Below are 17,874 nucleotides of genomic sequence, written 5' to 3'. Positions count from 1 at the left end.
TCTCCGCATGGATAGCGGTGATTATAAATACATCTGGCAGGCCAGTGATTGGCCGAACTGGCGCTTCGATCTGGCAGAGCTTGCTGGCCCCATGGCCGAAGTCAGCAATGCCCAGGGGCTTCTAATGGGCCGTCTGGCCGACGTGCGCATGGCGCTGCGCGATCAGGCCAGCCTGGCGGTGCTCACTGATGAGGTTGTCAAAACCAGCGAGATCGAGGGTGAGCAGCTAAACGTCAAATCGGTGCGTGCGAGCATCGCGCGCCGATTGGGCATGGATATCGGTGCCCTGGCTCCGGTGGATCGACACGTCGAGGGCGTGGTCGAGATGGTGCTCGATGCCATAGCCAATTGCCATGCGCCAGCGTCGCGGGAGCGGCTGTTCGGCTGGCATGCCGCGCTGTTTCCTACAGGCTACTCCAGACTCTCCAGGATCAAGGTTGGCGCTTGGCGCGATGATGCAAGCGGTCCGATGCAAGTGGTGTCTGGCCCCATTGACCGCCAGAAAGTGCATTTCGAGGCGCCACCGGCCGAGCGCCTGGAGGCTGAAACTAGCCGATTCCTGGACTGGCTGAATGGCGCATCAAACACCCCGCCGCTGCTCAAAGCCGGGATTGGCCACTTGTGGTTCGTCACTTTGCACCCATTCGACGACGGTAATGGCCGTATCGCCCGGGCCATCGGTGATTTGCTACTTTCGCGCGCCGATGGCAGCTCGCAACGCTTCTACAGTCTTTCGGCGCAGATCCAGCGCGAACGCAAGGCCTACTACGACATCCTGGAGCGGACCCAGAAGCAGTCAATGGATGTTACCGTGTGGCTCGCATGGTTCCTCGACACTCTCCATCGCGCGGTCGGTCAGGCGCAGCATGTGCTCGACGCCGTGCTGACGAAGACTCGCTTTTGGCAACGCTGGGCGACTATGCCGTTAAACGAGCGACAGGTGAAATTGCTCAACAAGCTGCTCGACGGCTTCGAGGGCAAGCTCACCAGTAGCAAGTGGGCGGCAATCGCCCGGTGTTCGCCGGACACGGCCCTGCGCGACATCAACCATCTGCTTGCGCGGGGTGTACTGCGGAAAACGGATGCGGGCGGACGTAGCACCAGCTACGAGCTCAACGATCTACCGAAGTAGCGGCATTTTCTGAAATCGCCTTGGCTCATGTTCGGAACAGCGCCTTCATGGACTCCTGCCAACCCATTGGTTCAGACGGCGGGTTCGGTAAGCCGCCGAATCGTCAGGGCGCAGCGTTGTTCAATTAACGTATTGATTTGCTCAACCAAAGCATTGCCAGCAAAACTGTGTCCAGGGTCAGACTGGAGCTTGCGCGCCGTCGCTGGTAGTAACTTTGCCAATTCCAGAATGCGCCGTTTGGCCTGCGCCTTGGTAAAGCTCATGCCTTCTGCAAACTGCTCCCAGTGCCGCGCCTGAACTTCGCTGAACTTGTATTTGCTGCCGATTTTCATCGCCATCTTCTGCGTCAGGGTTGGATACACCGCCGTCGACAGCGTGTCGTAGAACGGTGCCAGAACGGGAGCCTTGCCTGAGTACAGCAGCGAGAAGTTCTTGGCATGCGCATCATGATTGCCGATCAGCGCATTAAAGATCACGTAGTCGAGTAGTCGCAGAACCTGCGGCGCACTGGGGCGCGTCGAACTGCGTACCAGATCAAAACACTGCGCCAGATCCGGGCCACCTTCATTCTGGTATTTCATTTCCGGCACCACGCCCAGTGCTTGGCAAAAGTCCTCTTGATGCAGCCGTTGCCGGTGCCCCTGGGCATCGATCAGTCGATCGTAGCGCTCAACCAGTAGAAAGGAGCGATCCAATACCTGGTGAATTTTTGACTTTGCCGGTTTGAGTTGCATGGCCTCAGCCAGCGCCATGCAAAATCCTTCGTTGATCACGCTGTCTTCAACGGCGTGGATGAGCGGTTTCAGGATGTGCGAGCTCGGCGTGCCATTGAGAGGCAGCCCGATGCGCGCACCATCGAAAACCACTGGCAGCTTGTCTTGGGCACCCGCCAAGGAAAGCCGCAAGCCATTATTGCCTGCCAGCATGGGACGACGCGGCAATTCATCCAGGATAGCCACGACTTCCTCGTCGCTCAGCCATTGAACGTCATCGCCGCCTGTTGAAACAGGCAAAGTTTGATCCGGCTCAAGGAAGGTCACAGCCCCAGCGCATTCGCCGCCGATGCGGTCCAGCAGCGCAAAGTCGTTCTGGTTTGATACCTGGAACTGCTGCGCAATCAGACGGCGCATTTGCCCTTCGGGTAGAAGACCCGCAAAGAATGGGCGCGTTTTGCGATCGTCGAACGGGTCCGCTTGCAGGGGCAGTGAGGCGGACAAGGCAACGGCGTCTTTGTGTGACAGCCAACCGGGTGCGTAGCAAAAGTTTAGCCGCCCATCGACCAGTGCCAACGCGCCGACACGATCTGCGAATAGCCAGACTTCCAGCTCATGCGCCATGGTTGCCACACTCGCGTTGATCATTGTCCACAGATGATGGCAACCCGCTCAACTGGACATCTCCACCCAGGGCATCAATGACCCGCAGTACATTTTCCAGCCGCAAGGTGGGCTTGCCTGCTTCAAGGTCGACAATGAAGCGCACACCTACCCCAGCTGCCAGCGCCAACTGGGGCTGGGTCAGCCCGATTTGCTTACGAGCGGCACGTAGTGCATCGCCGAGTTGTTGCGGTGATCGAATGGATGTCATGGCTTACTCAATTTCCCGTTCGGTAAATAATCAGCCACAACCGGACTAAGTGCAAGCGATATTTCCCGTTCGGGAATGTTTGCTGTGGTTAGGGCATGATTCGGTCTTTTGTTTCCCGGTCGGGAAATAGTGTCGCTCTCGATTCCGAATTGACACCCATTTACACCCAATTTTCAGAACTACGCCACTACCACGTGCAAGGCATCGGCCACCAGCACCTTGATGCCACCGGGCGCTACGCCCTGCCTCGCAACCAGGTCGACGATGCGGGAATTGATTTTGGCCGCCTGTGAGTCGCCTGGGCGAGACTCAGAAGATGTCGGGCTCCTGCATCCACGCCGAGATGTCGCGCTGGCCGTGCAGCACGCGCCAGACATCAATGTGTTCGGGACGCTCGACGTAAAACACCAGGTGGGGATAGTGCGCTAGCGGCCAGAAGCGCAGGCCGGACAGGTTCAATTCGTGGGCGTAGCGTGGCGATCCGGTAGCGGGGTGGCGACTGATGTTCGCATAGGCCTGCTCCAAGGCATCAATGAAGCCGAGCGCCGCTTGTTCAGCACCTTCGCTGAGGTAGTAGGCAATCGCGTCGTCAATGTCCCGGTTGGCCAGCTCACGCGGCGCGACAGGCTTGGCCGTCACCCGCGAACGCCAACCTTGGCCGCCTGGCGCACCCGATCACGCAGCCCTTCAAAGTAGGCCGGATCGGCTGGGGCTGCCGGCGCAGACGCCGCTCCCGCAAGCAGGAGGCCTCGCAGGTGCAGGCGATCCTGATCTTTGCGGATCAGCTCACGCACGTATTCGCTGCTGGTGCCGTAGCTACCTTGATTGACCTGCTCATCCACGAAGGACTTGAGCGTATCGGGTAGGGAAATGTTCATTGTGCTCATGGCTCAAGATTAGTCGGTTTGGCAAAATTTGGCAAGATTCATGTTTGTGTATGACCGGCCAGTTCAACCAGCCGAGTGAGATGAGCATTCCCAATGCTCACTCTCTCTGGCCCGGAACGGCCGATTTGGGCGGCTGGCGAAGTCCGCAGGCTTCCGCAGGAACCCCCAACAACACGCGGGAACTGGCGCAAATAGACAAGAAAAAGCCCCAACTGATAACAGTTGGGGCTTCAGTATTGGTGGAGGCGGCGGGAATTGAACCCGCGTCCGCAGTACCTAGACCACCGGATCTACATGCGTAGTTTGTCTATTGGCTTTAACCGCGCCACCCTCCGACAAACAGGATGATGCTACGGCGATTCTGCTTTAGTTTAGGATTGGTTCCACAGACTAGAACAAACCCGATTCCGTGTTTTATGACCCTCCGCGCGTCTTTCGACTCCGGATCCACGAACAAATCCGGGCAGAGGGCTCACTGCTTAAGCAGCGAGGGCGTAATTGCTGTCGTTGGCAATTATGAATCTGCGACCAGTTTTAAGAGCAAACCGCAGCTCTGCATGCACCGAAGGCTTCGCGACCTGCGTCGAAGCCGGTCGCCCCCTATGACTTCGGTTGGACTGGATATGACAGACAAAGTTCCTGTCAGCCAGCCGTCACCAAGGACCCATAATCATAACGTAGAAGCAGCCAGAGTACCAAGCGGAAATTCTCTTCAGAAGACGCAAAAATCAGTGCAGAGGATGTTCCGGCGCAAACAACAATGCGACGTCTTCTTCACCAAAACGATATACTTCCTGACAATATTCGCAGGTAACCACTATCTCCCCTTCACTCTGAAGCGTCTCTTCCGCTTCTGTTTGTCCCAGCGAAATCAGCATGCGCTCCACTTTTTCGGGGGAACAAGAACAGGAAAAAACCAGGGCTTGAGGCGTATGCAGCCGTAGCGCCGAATCGGGGAAAATTTCCGGCAGAAACTGCTCCGGTTTTGCCTGTAACAGTGACTGATCTGAACCGATAGCGATGAATCGGGTCGCCAGTTCCCAGTCTTCCACAGCCAGCACGCCGGGCAGGCGTTGCAGAAAATAGCCGCCCGCCTGCTTGCTTTTTGGATCAGCGACTAATCGAAAATACGCAGGAGACTGCACCGATTCAGCAAAATAGGCATTCAGGGAGAGGGTAAGACTTTCGCGCAGTTCAACCAGTCCCTGATAACGATCACGATCCATGCCCATATCCACGGTAATAGCCAGCAGGGCATCGGGTAAATGTGACAAATCCACCGAAACACCCTCCTCCCAATTACCATAGGCACGCATACCTCCGGCTGCTGTCATCTCCGCAACCAGAAGTTTCAGCGGACCTTTGCTTTGCGCCTGAATAATCAGACGTTCATAATTTTTCTGAGTGGTGGCCAATAAGGCCAGACCGACCAACGCTTCGCCCAATAGCTGAGCCATGTCATCCTGCCCCTTGAAATCCCGTAAAACCCGGGCATAAATCTCGTCAAGGCGGCAGCGCGCGCCGCGTAATGGTAGGGTTTCCCAATAAAAAACTTGTGAAAAATCAGTCATGCTAATCCTCGAAATGCAAACCTTCCAGACCAATTCCCATCAGCGGCTGCAAGGCGCGCTGAAGCTGCTTAAACAAACGCGGATCATGGGCCTCCTGTTGCGCCAGCAGTTCTTTCATGTGTTGGCGTTCTGTGGGTTTGCCAAAACAGGCCGGACAGTTCTCATAAATGACCGGTAATTTTTGTTCTTCAGCATGCTGGCGCATCTGCCGTTCGCGACAATACACCAGCGGACGAATCACCCGCAAATCCCCTTCCCTGACCCGGTAATGGGCTTTCATGGTCCGCATTTCGCCATTGTAAAACATAGACATGAAAAAGCTTTCGGCAAAATCATCCAGATGCTGCCCCAAAGCGAGAACATTGTAACCTTCGCGGCGGGCGCAGCGATAAAGGACTCCCCGGCGCATGCGCGCACAAAAGCTGCAGTAGGAGGGGCGCAACAGATGCTTTTTGGCCCGCTCGTAAATATCCTGTCGCTCCAGAAAATAAGGAATCCCCAAAGATGCCATGTAAGGCAGCAGCACTTGCGGATCGTAGTCAGGGCTCATGGGGTCAACAGTCGCCACCCCCAGTTCAAAGGGCAGCGAAAATTGCCGCTGCATGGCACGGAGCATGTGCAGCAAGGTGAGCGAATCCTTACCCCCCGAAAGCGCCAAAAGTATGCGGTCACCGGGCTGAATCATGCGAAAATCAGCCACCGCACGACCAATGCGCCGCTGCAGCAACTTGGGTACAGGTAGACGTGGCACGTCTGAAGAATCGGAGTCTTGCTTCATTCGCCGCTCTGGGCAGCCAGTTCTTCGCAACTGACGACGGCCGCACCTAATTTACCGACCACAATACCTGCCGCACGATTAGCCAGCTCTACCGACTGATCCATGGGCCATCCGGCGGCCAAGGCCGTCGCCAGGGTGGCAATGACCGTATCCCCAGCACCAGTCACATCAAATACTTCACGCGCCCGGGCGGGATGATGATGAATGGCATGTTCGGTGAACAGGGTCATCCCCTCCTCGCCACGAGTGACCAGGAGTGCTTCCAGCTGCAACTTCTGGCGCCATTCATGGCCCAGCGCCAGAAACTGTTCTTCACTGCCCCAGGTTCCGGCCACAGCCTGAAATTCGCTCAGGTTGGGCGTAATAATGGTTGCTCCGGCATAGGGACGATAATCCCGTCCTTTGGGGTCAATCAGCACCGGTAGCCCTGCAGCCCGCCCGGACGCTATCAGGGATTCGACAGCCTGCAAGGCCCCTTTTCCATAATCAGAAAGCAGCAAGGCCCCCGCACCCGTCAATATTTCATGCGCCCTGGCGCGCATATTTTCCCCATGTTCGGGGCTGGGCTGTGACTCAAAATCCATGCGCAGTAACTGCTGTTGATGGCCAATGACCCGCAATTTTACGGTGGTCGGGTAGCTGGCATCGGCGATCAGCCGGGTTTTAACACCGGCCTGCTCAAGAAGGCGCGTCAGTTGAGCTCCAGCAGCATCCTCTCCGACCGGCGCCAGCAAATGCGCCTCGGCTCCCAGGGAAAGCACATTCAGCGCCACGTTGGCAGCCCCTCCCGGACGCTCTTCCTCACGGCGAACCTGTACCACGGGCACCGGCGCTTCCGGCGAAATACGATCAACCTTGCCAAACCAGTAACGATCCAGCATCACGTCGCCAATGATGGCGACCCGGGCCTGAGCAAGATTCTCCAGCGTGTTCAGCATATCAAGGCCGTCCAATGGCAGAATAGACGAAGCCTTCTGCCCGCAGTACCGTCGGTTCATAAATATTGCGGCCGTCGACAATGACAGCCTGGCGGAGAACCTGACGCATTTTCACAAAATCCGGACTGCGAAACTCCTGCCATTCCGTACAAATAACCAGGGCATCCGCACCCTCGCAGGCCGCGTAAGGATCGGCGCAAAGGGTCAGTGCCGGCTCCCCGGCGTACACCCGCCGAACCTCATCCATTGCTACAGGATCATAGGCCTGCACCATGCCGCCTCTTTTCATGATACCCGCAATCAGTGCCCGGCTGGGGGCTTCGCGCAAATCATCCGTATTGGGTTTGAATGCCAATCCCCATATGGCAATTTTTTTGCCTTTCAGGTCTTCCCCGAGGACAGCTACCAATTTTTTCTCCAGAATCTGTTTCTGGCGATTATTGACGGCTTCCACTGCCGTAAGCAGCGGGGCGTCAAAATCATGTTGTCTGGCGCTGTATTCCAGGGCACGCACGTCTTTGGGAAAACAGGACCCCCCATAACCACAACCCGGATAAATAAACGAATAACCAATACGGGGGTCCGCACCAATGCCCCGACGTACCTGTTCAATATCCGCTCCTACACATTCGGCCAGCCCAGCCAATTCATTCATCAATGAAATTTTGGTGGCCAACATGACATTGGCGGCATATTTGGTCAATTCGGCGGAAGGTGGATCCATGATAATGAGACGGTCATGATTACGATTAAAGGGTGCATAGAGCGCGCGCATTTTTTCGGCGGCAACGGGATCATCGGTACCCACCACAATCCGGTCTGGTTTCATGAAATCCGCTACCGCCGCACCTTCTTTCAAAAACTCCGGGTTAGAGACCACCACGAAAGGGATATCCACCCCGCGCTTGGTCAGTGCGGCCGCAATATGATCCTGTACTTTGCGCGCGGTTCCCACCGGAACCGTGGATTTGTTGATGACAATCACCGGATTCTGAAGATGCTGACCAATTTCACCCGCAACAGCCAGAACATGACGCAGGTCCGCAGAGCCGTCTTCTTCGGGTGGGGTGCCTACCGCAATGAATACAAAATCACCATGAGCAACGCCCGCAGCAATATCCGTCGTAAACTGCAGTCTTCCACTTTTGACCCCATCCTGGACAATGCCCGGTAAGTCGGGTTCGTATATGGGAACTTCAGCCTGACGCAAACGCGCTACCTTAGCCGCATCGATATCCACGCAAAGCACCTGATTACCGACCTGAGCCAGGCAGGCTCCAGTGACCAGGCCGACATATCCAGTTCCGACAACCGTTACTTTCATGCGTTAAGCTCCCAATTCCAGAATGACCACCGCAGTGGCATAACGACGTTCATCACTGATGGAAAGCCAGGTACGCACTTCCCTTCCCCATTGCGCCAGCAATTCTCCGGATTTCCCCTGCATCAGCAATTGCGGCCGCCCGGCCGCATCGTGGGTGACTTGCACGTCCGACCAGCGCATACCTTCACCCAGACCGCTTCCCAGCGCCTTATAGGCCGCTTCCTTCGCGGCAAAACGCCGTGCCAGAAAAGCCGCAGCAGCAGCCGCTTCGCCAGGCAGATCAGCGCACTCCAGCGGGCCCAGAATACGTGCATTCAGACGCGCACCATAGCGTGCATGCAGACGGGCCATGCGTTCTACAGCCACAATATCTGTACCCATTCCAACAATCATCCACGGGCCTCAAGCATCAATCGCTTCATTTCCGTAACTGCCGCGCCAAGACCGCTAAATACTGCATGGGCAACAATGGCATGACCAATATTTAACTCGCGAATCCCCGGAATGGCAGCAATCGCCTGGACATTATGGTAATCCAGCCCATGACCCGCATTCACCTGCAGCCCCAGGCTTTCTGCAAAATTGACCGCACTGCCAATCAAACCCAGTTCTTCAAGACGTTTTGCCGTATCAGGCGCATTGGCATAGCGACCAGTGTGTAATTCCACCACCGGGGCACCCGTCTCCGCCGCTGCTTCCAGCTGAAAAGGGTCCGGATCAACAAACAAAGAGACCCTCACCCCGGCCTTGGCCAGACGCTGACAGGCTTCCTTGATGCGTGGCATTTGTCCGGCAACATCCAGTCCACCTTCGGTGCTGAGTTCGGCACGCCGTTCCGGCACCAGGCAGCAATCACTGGGAGACAATCGCTCGGCAATGCGCAGCACCCCTTCTTCCACTGCCATTTCCAGATTAAGGCGAGTCCGCAGGATTTGGCTGAGAATCTCAATATCCCGGTCCTGAATATGGCGACGATCCTCGCGCAGGTGCGCAGTAATGGCATCGGCTCCGGCGCGTTCTGCGACAAAAGCCGCTTCGATTGGGTCAGGATATCGGGTACCCCGCGCCTGACGCAGGGTGGCCACATGATCAATATTAACGCCCAAGGCAATCATGGATGATGCTCCTCATGGTTCAGGTTGATGCGCTACGTTTATGGCGTTGCAAGTATGCAGCAAGGAGGCGCCGACTCTCCAGCGCCTTACTGCCGAGATGGACCTGCAGTTCACGTTCCAGATAATTTCTCAAGTGCGCATTATAGCCGGAAGCTGGCGCGCTGTTCATCGGGCCATCAAGCCATAGCAAGGCTTCTGCAGGAATGGTTACAGAGCCTTGTTCTGGTGTATGGCGGGGACAAAACACGCCGGCCTGAGTCAGGTAAGACCATTGGGTGTCGGCCGTCAGGGTGATACCACATTGTCCACAATGGCTCAGATCTGCCGCCCAACCCAAGGCTTCGAGCAGATGCCGTTCGTAGCGCCGCAGATTCCAGGCGATTGCTGCGACATCGTTCAAGCCCTCGATAGTGGTTTCATACTGGTCAAAAAACTCGGGAAACGGATCAGCACGCTGGGTGAGGCGCAACAGTAACTCGTTCATATAAAACAAGCTCAGGTTTTGCAAGGTATTCTGAGGATGTACGGCAGCCAGCTCTTCGGCCTGTACCAATAAGGGGAGATCCCCTTTCCCCTGCCAGCGAATCCACAACGGTCGCCCCGCTTCAATTCTGGCAAGTGGCGAGCGGGGACGTCGTGCGCCCTTGGCAAGCAGCCCCAGACGTCCTTGTTTCCGACTAAAAAACTCTACTACCAGGCTCGAATCTCCATAAGCATAGCGGTGCAATACCCAGGCCCGATCACCGGACTCAGTCGTCATACCCCAGCTCGCGCAAAATATGGGGATCATCCGTCCATTGCTCTTTTTGTTTGACCCAGAGGCCCAGCCAGACGCGTTCTTCGGTCAACTGCTGCAACGCTTCCCGGGCACGACTGCCAATAACCCGCAAGCGACTGCCACCCTCACCAAGAATGATGGCTTTTTGACCTGAGCGCCGACAGTAAATGGTCGCTTCAATACGCTGTTGTCCGTTTTCAACCTGATAACTATCAATAGCGACAGCCGTATCGTAAGGTAATTCTGCGCCCAACTGCCGGAAAATCTGTTCGCGAATAATTTCCGCTGCCATGAAACGCATATTCCGATCAGTCACCTGATCTTCAGGAAAAACCGCTTCCGAAAGGGGTAATAACGGAATCAATACGTCGGCCAGTCGTTCCACATCCCCGGTTTTACGCGCTGACAGAGGAATCACAGCGACGAAATCGGCGCGTTCGGACAAACTCTGCAAGTAAGGAAACAAACGCTCTTTGGTCTTGATTTTGTCTATTTTATTGACCACGGCCAGTAACGGAATGCCACTGCGCTGCAACCAGCGCAATGCCTCACTATCATCCGCTGTCCAGGCAAGTGCTTCCACCACCAGCACCCCCAGATCTGCCGACTCCAGAGCGCCTCGCGTTGCTCTGAGCAAGTGCCTATTCAAGCTACGGTAACCACTATGGACACCCGGGGTATCTAAAAACAAAGCCTGGCCATCGGGTCGGGTTAAAATTCCCAGAATCTGATCACGGGTAGTTTGTGGACGGGGGGCCGTAATACTGATTTTTTGCCCCACCAGATGATTCAGCAGCGTAGATTTTCCCACATTGGGACGGCCCAGCAGGGCTACATAGCCACTCCGGTAGGTTTCGACAACGTCCTGATCAGAATTTTCAGCCACGCGGGATATTCTGCAGTTGCGCAAGCATCAATGTAGCTGCCTGTTGCTCGGCTTTGCGCCGGCTACCATCTTCTGCTTCCGTCGGCTCAATTCCAGGAACGCTACAGCGCGCCACAAATCGCCTTTCGTGGGCCTGCCCTTTTTCTTCAATAAGCGTATAAATCGGCAGGGGTCGCCCTCGACCCTGCAAAAATTCTTGCAAACGGGTTTTGGGGTCGCGTAATTCAGCATCACCCAACTGATCGGTAATACGCGGTTCCAGCAACTTAAGGACAATGCCTTCAGCGGCACTAAAGCCTCCGTCCAGAAAGGCCGCCCCAATAACAGCCTCCAGGGCGTCGGCGCGAATGGAATCGCGCCGCGCGCCACCACTGCGCACTTCGCCCGGACCCAAAATCAGATAATCCGCCAAGGCGATTTCACCGGCTATTTCAGCCAGAGTTTCTTCGCGCACCAGCCGTGCGCGCATACGCGATAAATCCCCTTCGCTCACCCTGGGGAAACGCCCAAACAATCGGGCCGCCACCACAAAATTAAGGGCAGCATCACCCAGAAACTCCAGTCGTTCATTATGTGCAGACCCCGCACTACGATGCGTCAATGCCTGGGTGAGCAAACCCATTTCGGCAAAGCGGTATCCCAGCGTTTTTTGCAGTATATCCAGCGAACCCATAACCCCATTCTCAGTTATTTTGAAACAAAAAATAGCGCCATCATACACGGAAAGAACCGGTCGCGAATACTCCAAAAGAAACTACAGTTGCTGGTGAAGCGCTGCCGTGCCATTGAACAATCCGGAAAAACGGCCGTGGGCCGGAAGGCTTTTTGCTCCAACGTCCCTTGCCTGTTGTTCTAAGGTTCATCCTGCTGTCAGGAGAGAACTCGCCCTGCGGGCTCAGACAGCTCTCCTGACGGGCGCAGGATTTCACCAAGAACAACAACGGCGCGGGCCAAAGTCGCTGCAAAGCCTTCCGGCCCACGGCCGTTTTTCGCTTACTGTTTTCAGTGACCGCCCTTTGCCTGGAAATGCAGAAGCAGGCTCATATTTCCTGCCAAAGGCACTATTTTGTCGTAGGTAACCGTAATCAAAACCGGTCCTGACCCGGCTTTTTCAATAACGATGTCTTTTTGTGGAATACGGATCATGGCGACACCCAGTCTTCCATTTAGATTATAGAGTATCTGTCCTGCAGATTCTTCGGGTCCGGCTTGTTGCGCCTGTTGTTTGACAATGTTTTGTAAGGACCAGTAATCATAGTAGCTAGGCATCACTTTCACGACAAAAGCAATGGCCAGTACCAAGATCAAAATCCAGAAAATCACCCCGATAAGACCAATACCGGCTTCCGGGGATGGTAGCTCAGCAGTTTTTTGGGGCAGACTGCCAAGCTTGCGGATGAATGGATTATAAACTTGCATTGAAGGAATCTCCCGAAATTCTGGATGGACTGATGCCCGTTAGTTAGACGCCAACGGTGCTTTATGCAAGTGTATTCAACAAGAATTAATGCTGACCATCCAGTGAACGGCCAATCTGCTTCCAACGAATAGACCAGTCTTCAGCATCCCAGGAAAACCACACAAACATGGCTTTGCCAACAATATTGTGCTCTGGCACCACACCCCAGAAACGACTGTCATTACTGTTGTCACGATCATCTCCCATCATGAAATAGGAGTGGGGAGGAACTTTATAGGGTCCAAAATCCATCTGGGCTTCAGGCGTATCAAATTCAATAATGTGAAAATGGTGACCGCCCAATTCCTGAGCATATTCTTTGGTGGGAATGACCATGCCTTCGGCACCCTGTCCTTCTGGGCGATAATTAAAATTCCTAATAAATTTTTGTGGGACCAGTTTGCCATTAATATACAGGTCATTACCCTTCACTTCGATCGTATCGCCAGGAAGACCAATGACCCGTTTGATATAATCAATACGGGGATTTTTCGGATAACGAAACACCATAATATCCCCGGCTTCTACCGGGCTACCCTGAGTTAAGGGGATATGAATCAAGGGGAGTCGCAAACCCCATTGAAATTTGTTGACCAGAACAAAATCACCGACCCGAAGAGTAGGAATCATCGAGCCTGATGGAATCTGGAATGGTTCAAATAGAAAGGAACGAATTAAAAATACCACGAGAAGCACCGGAAAAAAACTACGCGCATATTCTACAATGAGTGACTCACGGGTTTCCTTGTCGCGCCTGCGCCGCAGAAAAACAATATCTACCAGCCAGATCAGACCAGATAACAGCACCGCCAGAAACAAACCCAAAGTAAAATCCATTGACGTTTTTCCTTCCTTTTTAGCGTTTATCGCTCTTGAGTACCGCCAGAAAAGCTTCCTGCGGAATTTCTACGTGTCCGATTTGTTTCATACGCTTTTTGCCCTCTTTCTGCTTCTCCAGCAATTTTCGTTTGCGGGAAATATCTCCACCATAGCATTTGGCCAGGACGTTTTTACGCATTGCCTTGACGGATTCACGGGCAATAATTCGGGCACCAATCGCCGCTTGTATGGCCACTTCGAACATTTGTCGGGGAATAAGTTCACGCAAACGGGTAACAAGCTCACGTCCGCGACGCTCGGAAACATCGCGATGGACAATCCAGGACAGGGCGTCCAGCTTTTCGCCATTAATCAAAATATCCATTTTAACCAATGGACCGCTTTCAAAACGCGCAAACTCGTAATCCATGGATGCGTAACCGCGACTGACCGATTTCAAACGATCAAAAAAGTCCAGGACCACCTCATTATGGGGCAAGTCATAACGCAACATCACCTGCCCCCCCGTAAACTGCATATTTTTTTGCCGGCCACGCCGTTCTTCGCACAGGGCAATCACCGGTCCCAGATAGGTTTCCGGTACCAGAATATTGGCACTGATGACGGGCTCCTGAAAATCGGCGATTTTCTGGACAGGTGGCAATTCTGCGGGGTTAGAGATTTTCAGGGTCTGCCCATCAGTGGTAATCACCTGATAAACCACGGTAGGTGCAGTGCTGATAAGTTCCAGCTGATATTCCCGTTCCAGGCGTTCCTGAACAATTTCCATATGGAGTAAGCCGAGAAAACCACAACGGAATCCAAATCCCAAGGCCTGCGAAGTTTCGGGTTCAAATTGCAGGGCCGCATCGTTCAAGCGCAATTTCTGCAAGGCTTCACGAAAATCCTCGTAATCAGATGAATCAACCGGATACAAGCCGGTAAACACTTGCGGTTGCACCTCGCGAAATCCCGGCAAAGCCTGGGGCGCGGGCCGATCCTGCTCAGTCAGGGTATCGCCCACCCGCGCGCCTTCAATAGTTTTGACTCCGGCAATAACAAACCCGACGGCCCCCGTTTCGAGTGCCGGTACGATCAACGATTTCGGGGTAAATACCCCTACTTTTTCGACCACATAATTTTTCTGCCCGACCATAGTGACGACCCGCTGACCGGGCCGGATGGATCCGTTCATGACCCGCACCAGCACTACTGTACCTAAATAGTTGTCAAACCAGGAGTCGATAATGAGCGCCTGCAAAGGGGCGTTGGCATCGCCTTGAGGCGCAGGAATCCGTTCAACCACTTTTTCGAGAATCTCGCGAATACCGATGCCTTCCTTGGCGCTGGCTTCAATAGCGTCATCGGCGGGGAGTCCGACAATTTCCTCAATTTCCGTACGCACCCGGGCCGGATCTGCCGCTGGAAGATCAATTTTATTGAGCACAGGAACAATTTCGAGATCATGTTCCAAAGCTGTGTAGCAATTCGCCACACTTTGGGCTTCTACCCCCTGGGAGGCATCTACCACCAGCAAAGCCCCTTCACAGGCTGCCAGGGAGCGGCTCACTTCATAGGAAAAATCCACATGACCTGGAGTATCAATTAAATTGAACTGATATTCCTGTCCATCTTTGGCCTTAAATTGCAGGCGCACACTTTGCGCCTTGATAGTAATGCCCCGTTCTTTTTCAATATCCATGGTATCCAGTACCTGACTGGACATTTCCCGCTCGCTCAGGGCACCACACAAGCGGATAAACTGATCAGCAAGCGTGGATTTACCGTGGTCCACATGGGCAATTATGGAAAAATTACGAATATGTTGCTGCTCAGTCATATACCCTTAAATCCCTGACAACCTGACAGGTCTCACTGTCTTGATCGACACCATAACAAAAAGGGCTGGTATATACACCCAGCCCCGGACGATTTCTCTATGCTTCAGCGCGGAAGTGAAAGCACTATATAGAAGCTACCGTCACCACGACGCACCAGTACTGGAACCGGCTGCTCGGCAGGCAGAGAAGCTACCAGCTTTTGCAATGTACTGACGTTATTGACGGGCTGTTGTGCCACCTGAAGAATGACATCTCCCGGGCGAATCCCTGCTTCCGCCGCAACCCCCGACGCGACGCCCAAAACCAGCACGCCGGTATTGACGTTCAGTTGCTTGCGGGCTTCTGCCGTCAATGGACCTACTTCAATATTCAGCCGTTTAATTTCACCTTTCTGGGCTTGGGCATCAGGAGCAGCGGTCTTGTCGGTCCCTTTGTCCATTTCCCCGGGCAGACTTTCAACGACTATATTCAGAGTCATGGGCTTACCATCCCGAATAATTCCCAGTTTGGCCTTGAAACCGGCAGGCAGCGCTCCGACCATGGGCGGCAACTGGCCCGAGTTGTAGACAGCATGCCCGTCAAAGGAAATAATTACGTCACCGGGGCGCAGTCCAGCCTTGGCAGCCGGTCCATCGGGCACTACCTGGGAAACCAGGGCTCCTATCGGTTCTTTCATGTGGAAGGATTTAGCGAGATCCATACTGACATCCTGAATCATCACACCCAGCCAGCCGAAATGTACCTTCTGATGCAGTTTGAGTTGCTTGACCGCATCCATGGCCACATTGATGGGGATCGAAAAAGATAAGCCCATGTAACCACCGCTGTTGGTATAAATCTGGTCATTAATACCAATGACCTGACCACGCATGTTAAATAATGGACCACCAGAATTACCCGGATTGATGGGCACATCGGTCTGGATAAAGGGAATATAGGGATCATCCGGCAATGGCCGAGCAGTAGCACTGACGACGCCCTGAGTCACGCTGTTCTCAAAACCAAAGGGAGAACCTACAGCCAGTACCCACTGCCCTACTTCGAGCTTGCCGGAATCACCAATCTGCACCGTCGGCAGATTATTGGCATCGATTTTAAGCAGCGCCACATCCATACGGGTAGACAAGCCCACCAGATGGGCCGTGTACTGGTGATGATTGGTGAGACTGACGATGATTTTTTGGGCACCCTTGACTACATGGGCTGCCGTAACAATGTAACCATCAGCACTGACAATAAAGCCGGAACCCAGCGATTGGACCTGATACTTATGACTGGGAGCCGCTCCTCCTCCCTGATCACTACCCGGTTGTCCTGGCGCACCAAAAAAAGGGGCAAAAAACTGGTTGAGCGGCGAATTGGGCGGAAATGGCGAACCAGCACCATGGGCCACCTTGGTTTCCGTGGTACTGATGTTCACAACCGCCGGACCGTATTGCTTTACAATAGGGGTAAAGTCAGGAAGCGCAACCATTGACGCCTGCGTTGAAGCCGCAACCGCCGCAACCGGAAGCATTCCACCCACACTCACAGCAAATCCCACACATAGCGCCACCATTGGGCGCTGTCTACGCAGCACACGATTATTCAAAGTAAACTCCCTCCCAACCACGATTTATCACTTATTTGAATACCCTACCTATCATCTCGGTATCCGGGCATGTTGGCAACAATTTAACAGCGATTTTTAGGGATAGCCGCCAGCAGGATTATAATTGGAAAAATTGCTGATGCCCGTTGCCGGACTATATACCGTATTTTGCAGCCCACCGGCGTTTGGATAATAGGCTGATTCTGAAACCGGCAAATAGTTACTATGTCCAGGAATCCAGAGCCGCTTGATATCGCGCTGGATCATCAAATCCGGACCTGACGCCTGAACATTGAAATCGGCAACGGGGCGGAGATGAAACACTTCACGGCTATTATGTGCGCCGCTTAACAGTGCCGTTCGATGATAATGAGCAGGATTTGCCTGATCGCCTTGTCCTTCAGTCAGCGTATTGCGTGGTAACAAACCCACCAAGGTGACAGACACTACCAGCACGGCCGCTACTGAACCGGCTTTCATCCAGAAAGGACTGATGGCACTTCGTGATATGGCGGCACGAGGAGCCAGGATACTGGGTTCATCGGCTATTTGTGCGGCCACGCGATCTGCAAATCCAACAGAAGCCCATTGCGTCCCGGTACGATCATTTTGCAGCAAAAAAGAAACCCGGTACTGGTTTTCCCAGGCATCACGAAGGCCCCGCTCACCTTGCAATCGGGCGGCCATACGATTCGCCTGCAAGGGACTCATTTCGCCTTCCATGAAGGCCATCAGCTCTTTTTTTGTTTGTTCGTCCATGACTGTTCCTGATCTAACAAAGGTGCCAAAACTTTGGCAATGGCCTCACGAGCCCTGAAAATACGGGACCTCACAGTACCCACCGGACACTCCATAACCTGCGCAATTTCGTCATAGCTAAGCCCTTCAAATTCTCTCAGGGTAACCGCTGTTCGCAAATCCTCCGGCAAATCCGACAAAGCACCATCTATATGCTCAGCCAGCTCCTTACTCAATAACACGCCTTCGGGGGTGTCATACTCTCTTAGTCCATCAGCACTGGCAAATTGTTCCGCATCTTCAGTTTCAGCATCCACAATAGCCACCTGCCGCCCCTGGGCGACCAGATGATTTTTCGCGGTATTGACGGCAATACGATATAACCAGGTATAAAATGCACTGTCACCCCGAAAATTCTTCAATGCCCGAT

At 54.0% G+C, this 17,874-nt stretch carries 21 protein-coding genes and 1 other RNA gene; 2 read left to right on the top strand and 20 right to left on the bottom strand.

The annotated features are described in order from the left end of the window. Nucleotides 1-7: 7 nt before the first annotated feature. The gene (locus HJG40_RS02285) at nucleotides 8-1,132 is read left to right on the top strand and encodes a Fic family protein (protein WP_215862702.1); all 1,125 of its coding nucleotides are present in this window, start codon (nucleotides 8-10) and stop codon (nucleotides 1,130-1,132) included. A gap of 71 nt (nucleotides 1,133-1,203) precedes the next feature. On the opposite strand, the gene HJG40_RS02280 is transcribed toward HJG40_RS02285, so the two are convergent. Both HJG40_RS02280 and HJG40_RS02275 read right to left on the bottom strand, forming a co-directional pair. After that, a complete protein-coding gene (locus tag HJG40_RS02280) occupies nucleotides 1,204-2,469 on the bottom strand; it encodes a type II toxin-antitoxin system HipA family toxin (protein WP_215862701.1) in 1,266 nt (421 codons plus the stop codon). Beyond that, nucleotides 2,459-2,719 carry a type II toxin-antitoxin system RelB family anti-toxin gene (locus HJG40_RS02275; RefSeq protein WP_215862700.1) on the bottom strand — a complete coding sequence of 87 codons (261 nt, stop codon included), beginning with the start codon at nucleotides 2,717-2,719 and terminating at the stop codon, nucleotides 2,459-2,461. Before HJG40_RS02275 ends, HJG40_RS02280 begins: the two co-directional genes overlap by 11 nt. A 95-nt stretch (nucleotides 2,720-2,814) precedes the next feature. On the opposite strand from HJG40_RS02275, the gene HJG40_RS02270 reads away from it, so the two are divergent. After that, nucleotides 2,815-3,012, top strand: coding sequence for a hypothetical protein (locus HJG40_RS02270; protein WP_215862699.1), 198 nt, complete (start codon nucleotides 2,815-2,817; stop codon nucleotides 3,010-3,012). Between the two features lie 16 nt (nucleotides 3,013-3,028). Here the strand turns inward: HJG40_RS02270 and HJG40_RS02265 are convergent, their stop codons facing one another. From HJG40_RS02265 to HJG40_RS02180, 18 genes are all read right to left on the bottom strand, one after another. After that, a complete protein-coding gene (locus HJG40_RS02265) occupies nucleotides 3,029-3,358 on the bottom strand; it encodes a type II toxin-antitoxin system RelE/ParE family toxin (RefSeq protein ID WP_215862698.1) in 330 nt (109 codons plus the stop codon). Further along, on the bottom strand, nucleotides 3,355-3,597 hold the full coding sequence (locus tag HJG40_RS02260) for a type II toxin-antitoxin system ParD family antitoxin (RefSeq protein WP_215862697.1): 243 nt from the start codon (nucleotides 3,595-3,597) through the stop codon (nucleotides 3,355-3,357). The genes HJG40_RS02265 and HJG40_RS02260 overlap by 4 nt, the downstream gene beginning before the upstream one ends. Nucleotides 3,598-3,843: 246 nt before the next feature. After that, nucleotides 3,844-4,207: a transfer-messenger RNA gene (ssrA, locus tag HJG40_RS02255) on the bottom strand. A gap of 127 nt (nucleotides 4,208-4,334) precedes the next feature. Beyond that, nucleotides 4,335-5,177, bottom strand: coding sequence for an Hsp33 family molecular chaperone HslO (hslO, locus tag HJG40_RS02250; RefSeq protein WP_215862696.1), 843 nt, complete (start codon nucleotides 5,175-5,177; stop codon nucleotides 4,335-4,337). A gap of 1 nt (nucleotide 5,178) precedes the next feature. Next, nucleotides 5,179-5,955 (bottom strand): PP-loop family protein, encoded by a 777-nt coding sequence (locus tag HJG40_RS02245; RefSeq protein ID WP_215862695.1) that lies wholly within the window; start codon nucleotides 5,953-5,955, stop codon nucleotides 5,179-5,181. Continuing rightward, on the bottom strand, nucleotides 5,952-6,893 hold the full coding sequence (gene rfaE1 / locus HJG40_RS02240; RefSeq protein ID WP_215862694.1) for a D-glycero-beta-D-manno-heptose-7-phosphate kinase: 942 nt from the start codon (nucleotides 6,891-6,893) through the stop codon (nucleotides 5,952-5,954). The genes HJG40_RS02245 and rfaE1 overlap by 4 nt, the downstream gene beginning before the upstream one ends. Before the next feature lies 1 nt (nucleotide 6,894). Continuing rightward, nucleotides 6,895-8,217 carry a UDP-glucose dehydrogenase family protein gene (locus tag HJG40_RS02235; protein WP_215862693.1) on the bottom strand — a complete coding sequence of 441 codons (1,323 nt, stop codon included), beginning with the start codon at nucleotides 8,215-8,217 and terminating at the stop codon, nucleotides 6,895-6,897. A gap of 3 nt (nucleotides 8,218-8,220) precedes the next feature. Next, nucleotides 8,221-8,610 carry a holo-ACP synthase gene (acpS, locus tag HJG40_RS02230; RefSeq protein ID WP_215862692.1) on the bottom strand — a complete coding sequence of 130 codons (390 nt, stop codon included), beginning with the start codon at nucleotides 8,608-8,610 and terminating at the stop codon, nucleotides 8,221-8,223. Continuing rightward, nucleotides 8,607-9,332, bottom strand: a complete 726-nt coding sequence (gene pdxJ / locus HJG40_RS02225; RefSeq protein WP_215862691.1) for a pyridoxine 5'-phosphate synthase — start codon at nucleotides 9,330-9,332, stop codon at nucleotides 8,607-8,609. Before pdxJ ends, acpS begins: the two co-directional genes overlap by 4 nt. A gap of 19 nt (nucleotides 9,333-9,351) precedes the next feature. After that, nucleotides 9,352-10,092 carry a DNA repair protein RecO gene (gene recO, locus HJG40_RS02220; RefSeq protein WP_215862690.1) on the bottom strand — a complete coding sequence of 247 codons (741 nt, stop codon included), beginning with the start codon at nucleotides 10,090-10,092 and terminating at the stop codon, nucleotides 9,352-9,354. Further along, entirely contained in the window at nucleotides 10,082-10,996 is a 915-nt protein-coding gene (era, locus tag HJG40_RS02215; RefSeq protein WP_215862689.1) for a GTPase Era, read from the bottom strand. The genes recO and era overlap by 11 nt, the downstream gene beginning before the upstream one ends. Further along, nucleotides 10,989-11,669 carry a ribonuclease III gene (gene rnc / locus HJG40_RS02210; RefSeq protein WP_215862688.1) on the bottom strand — a complete coding sequence of 227 codons (681 nt, stop codon included), beginning with the start codon at nucleotides 11,667-11,669 and terminating at the stop codon, nucleotides 10,989-10,991. Before rnc ends, era begins: the two co-directional genes overlap by 8 nt. A 329-nt stretch (nucleotides 11,670-11,998) precedes the next feature. Further along, nucleotides 11,999-12,415 carry a DUF4845 domain-containing protein gene (locus tag HJG40_RS02205; RefSeq protein ID WP_215862687.1) on the bottom strand — a complete coding sequence of 139 codons (417 nt, stop codon included), beginning with the start codon at nucleotides 12,413-12,415 and terminating at the stop codon, nucleotides 11,999-12,001. Between the two features lie 85 nt (nucleotides 12,416-12,500). Next, on the bottom strand, nucleotides 12,501-13,292 hold the full coding sequence (lepB, locus tag HJG40_RS02200; RefSeq protein WP_215862686.1) for a signal peptidase I: 792 nt from the start codon (nucleotides 13,290-13,292) through the stop codon (nucleotides 12,501-12,503). A 19-nt stretch (nucleotides 13,293-13,311) separates the two neighbouring features. Then, a complete protein-coding gene (gene lepA / locus HJG40_RS02195) occupies nucleotides 13,312-15,114 on the bottom strand; it encodes a translation elongation factor 4 (RefSeq protein ID WP_215862685.1) in 1,803 nt (600 codons plus the stop codon). A gap of 104 nt (nucleotides 15,115-15,218) precedes the next feature. Then, a complete protein-coding gene (locus HJG40_RS02190; protein ID WP_215862714.1) occupies nucleotides 15,219-16,673 on the bottom strand; it encodes a DegQ family serine endoprotease in 1,455 nt (484 codons plus the stop codon). Nucleotides 16,674-16,802: 129 nt separating this feature from the next. After that, nucleotides 16,803-17,465, bottom strand: a complete 663-nt coding sequence (locus tag HJG40_RS02185; protein WP_215862684.1) for a sigma-E factor negative regulatory protein — start codon at nucleotides 17,463-17,465, stop codon at nucleotides 16,803-16,805. Further along, on the bottom strand, nucleotides 17,438-17,874 hold a 437-nt coding region (locus HJG40_RS02180; RefSeq protein WP_215862683.1), incomplete at its 5' end, for a sigma-70 family RNA polymerase sigma factor. The genes HJG40_RS02185 and HJG40_RS02180, both read right to left, overlap by 28 nt.

Source organism: Acidithiobacillus concretivorus (assembly GCF_018853445.1).
Lineage (GTDB): Bacteria > Pseudomonadota > Gammaproteobacteria > Acidithiobacillales > Acidithiobacillaceae > Acidithiobacillus > Acidithiobacillus concretivorus.
Note: the sequence above shows the minus strand (reverse complement) of the source record. Positions and strands in the feature narration are given on the sequence as shown.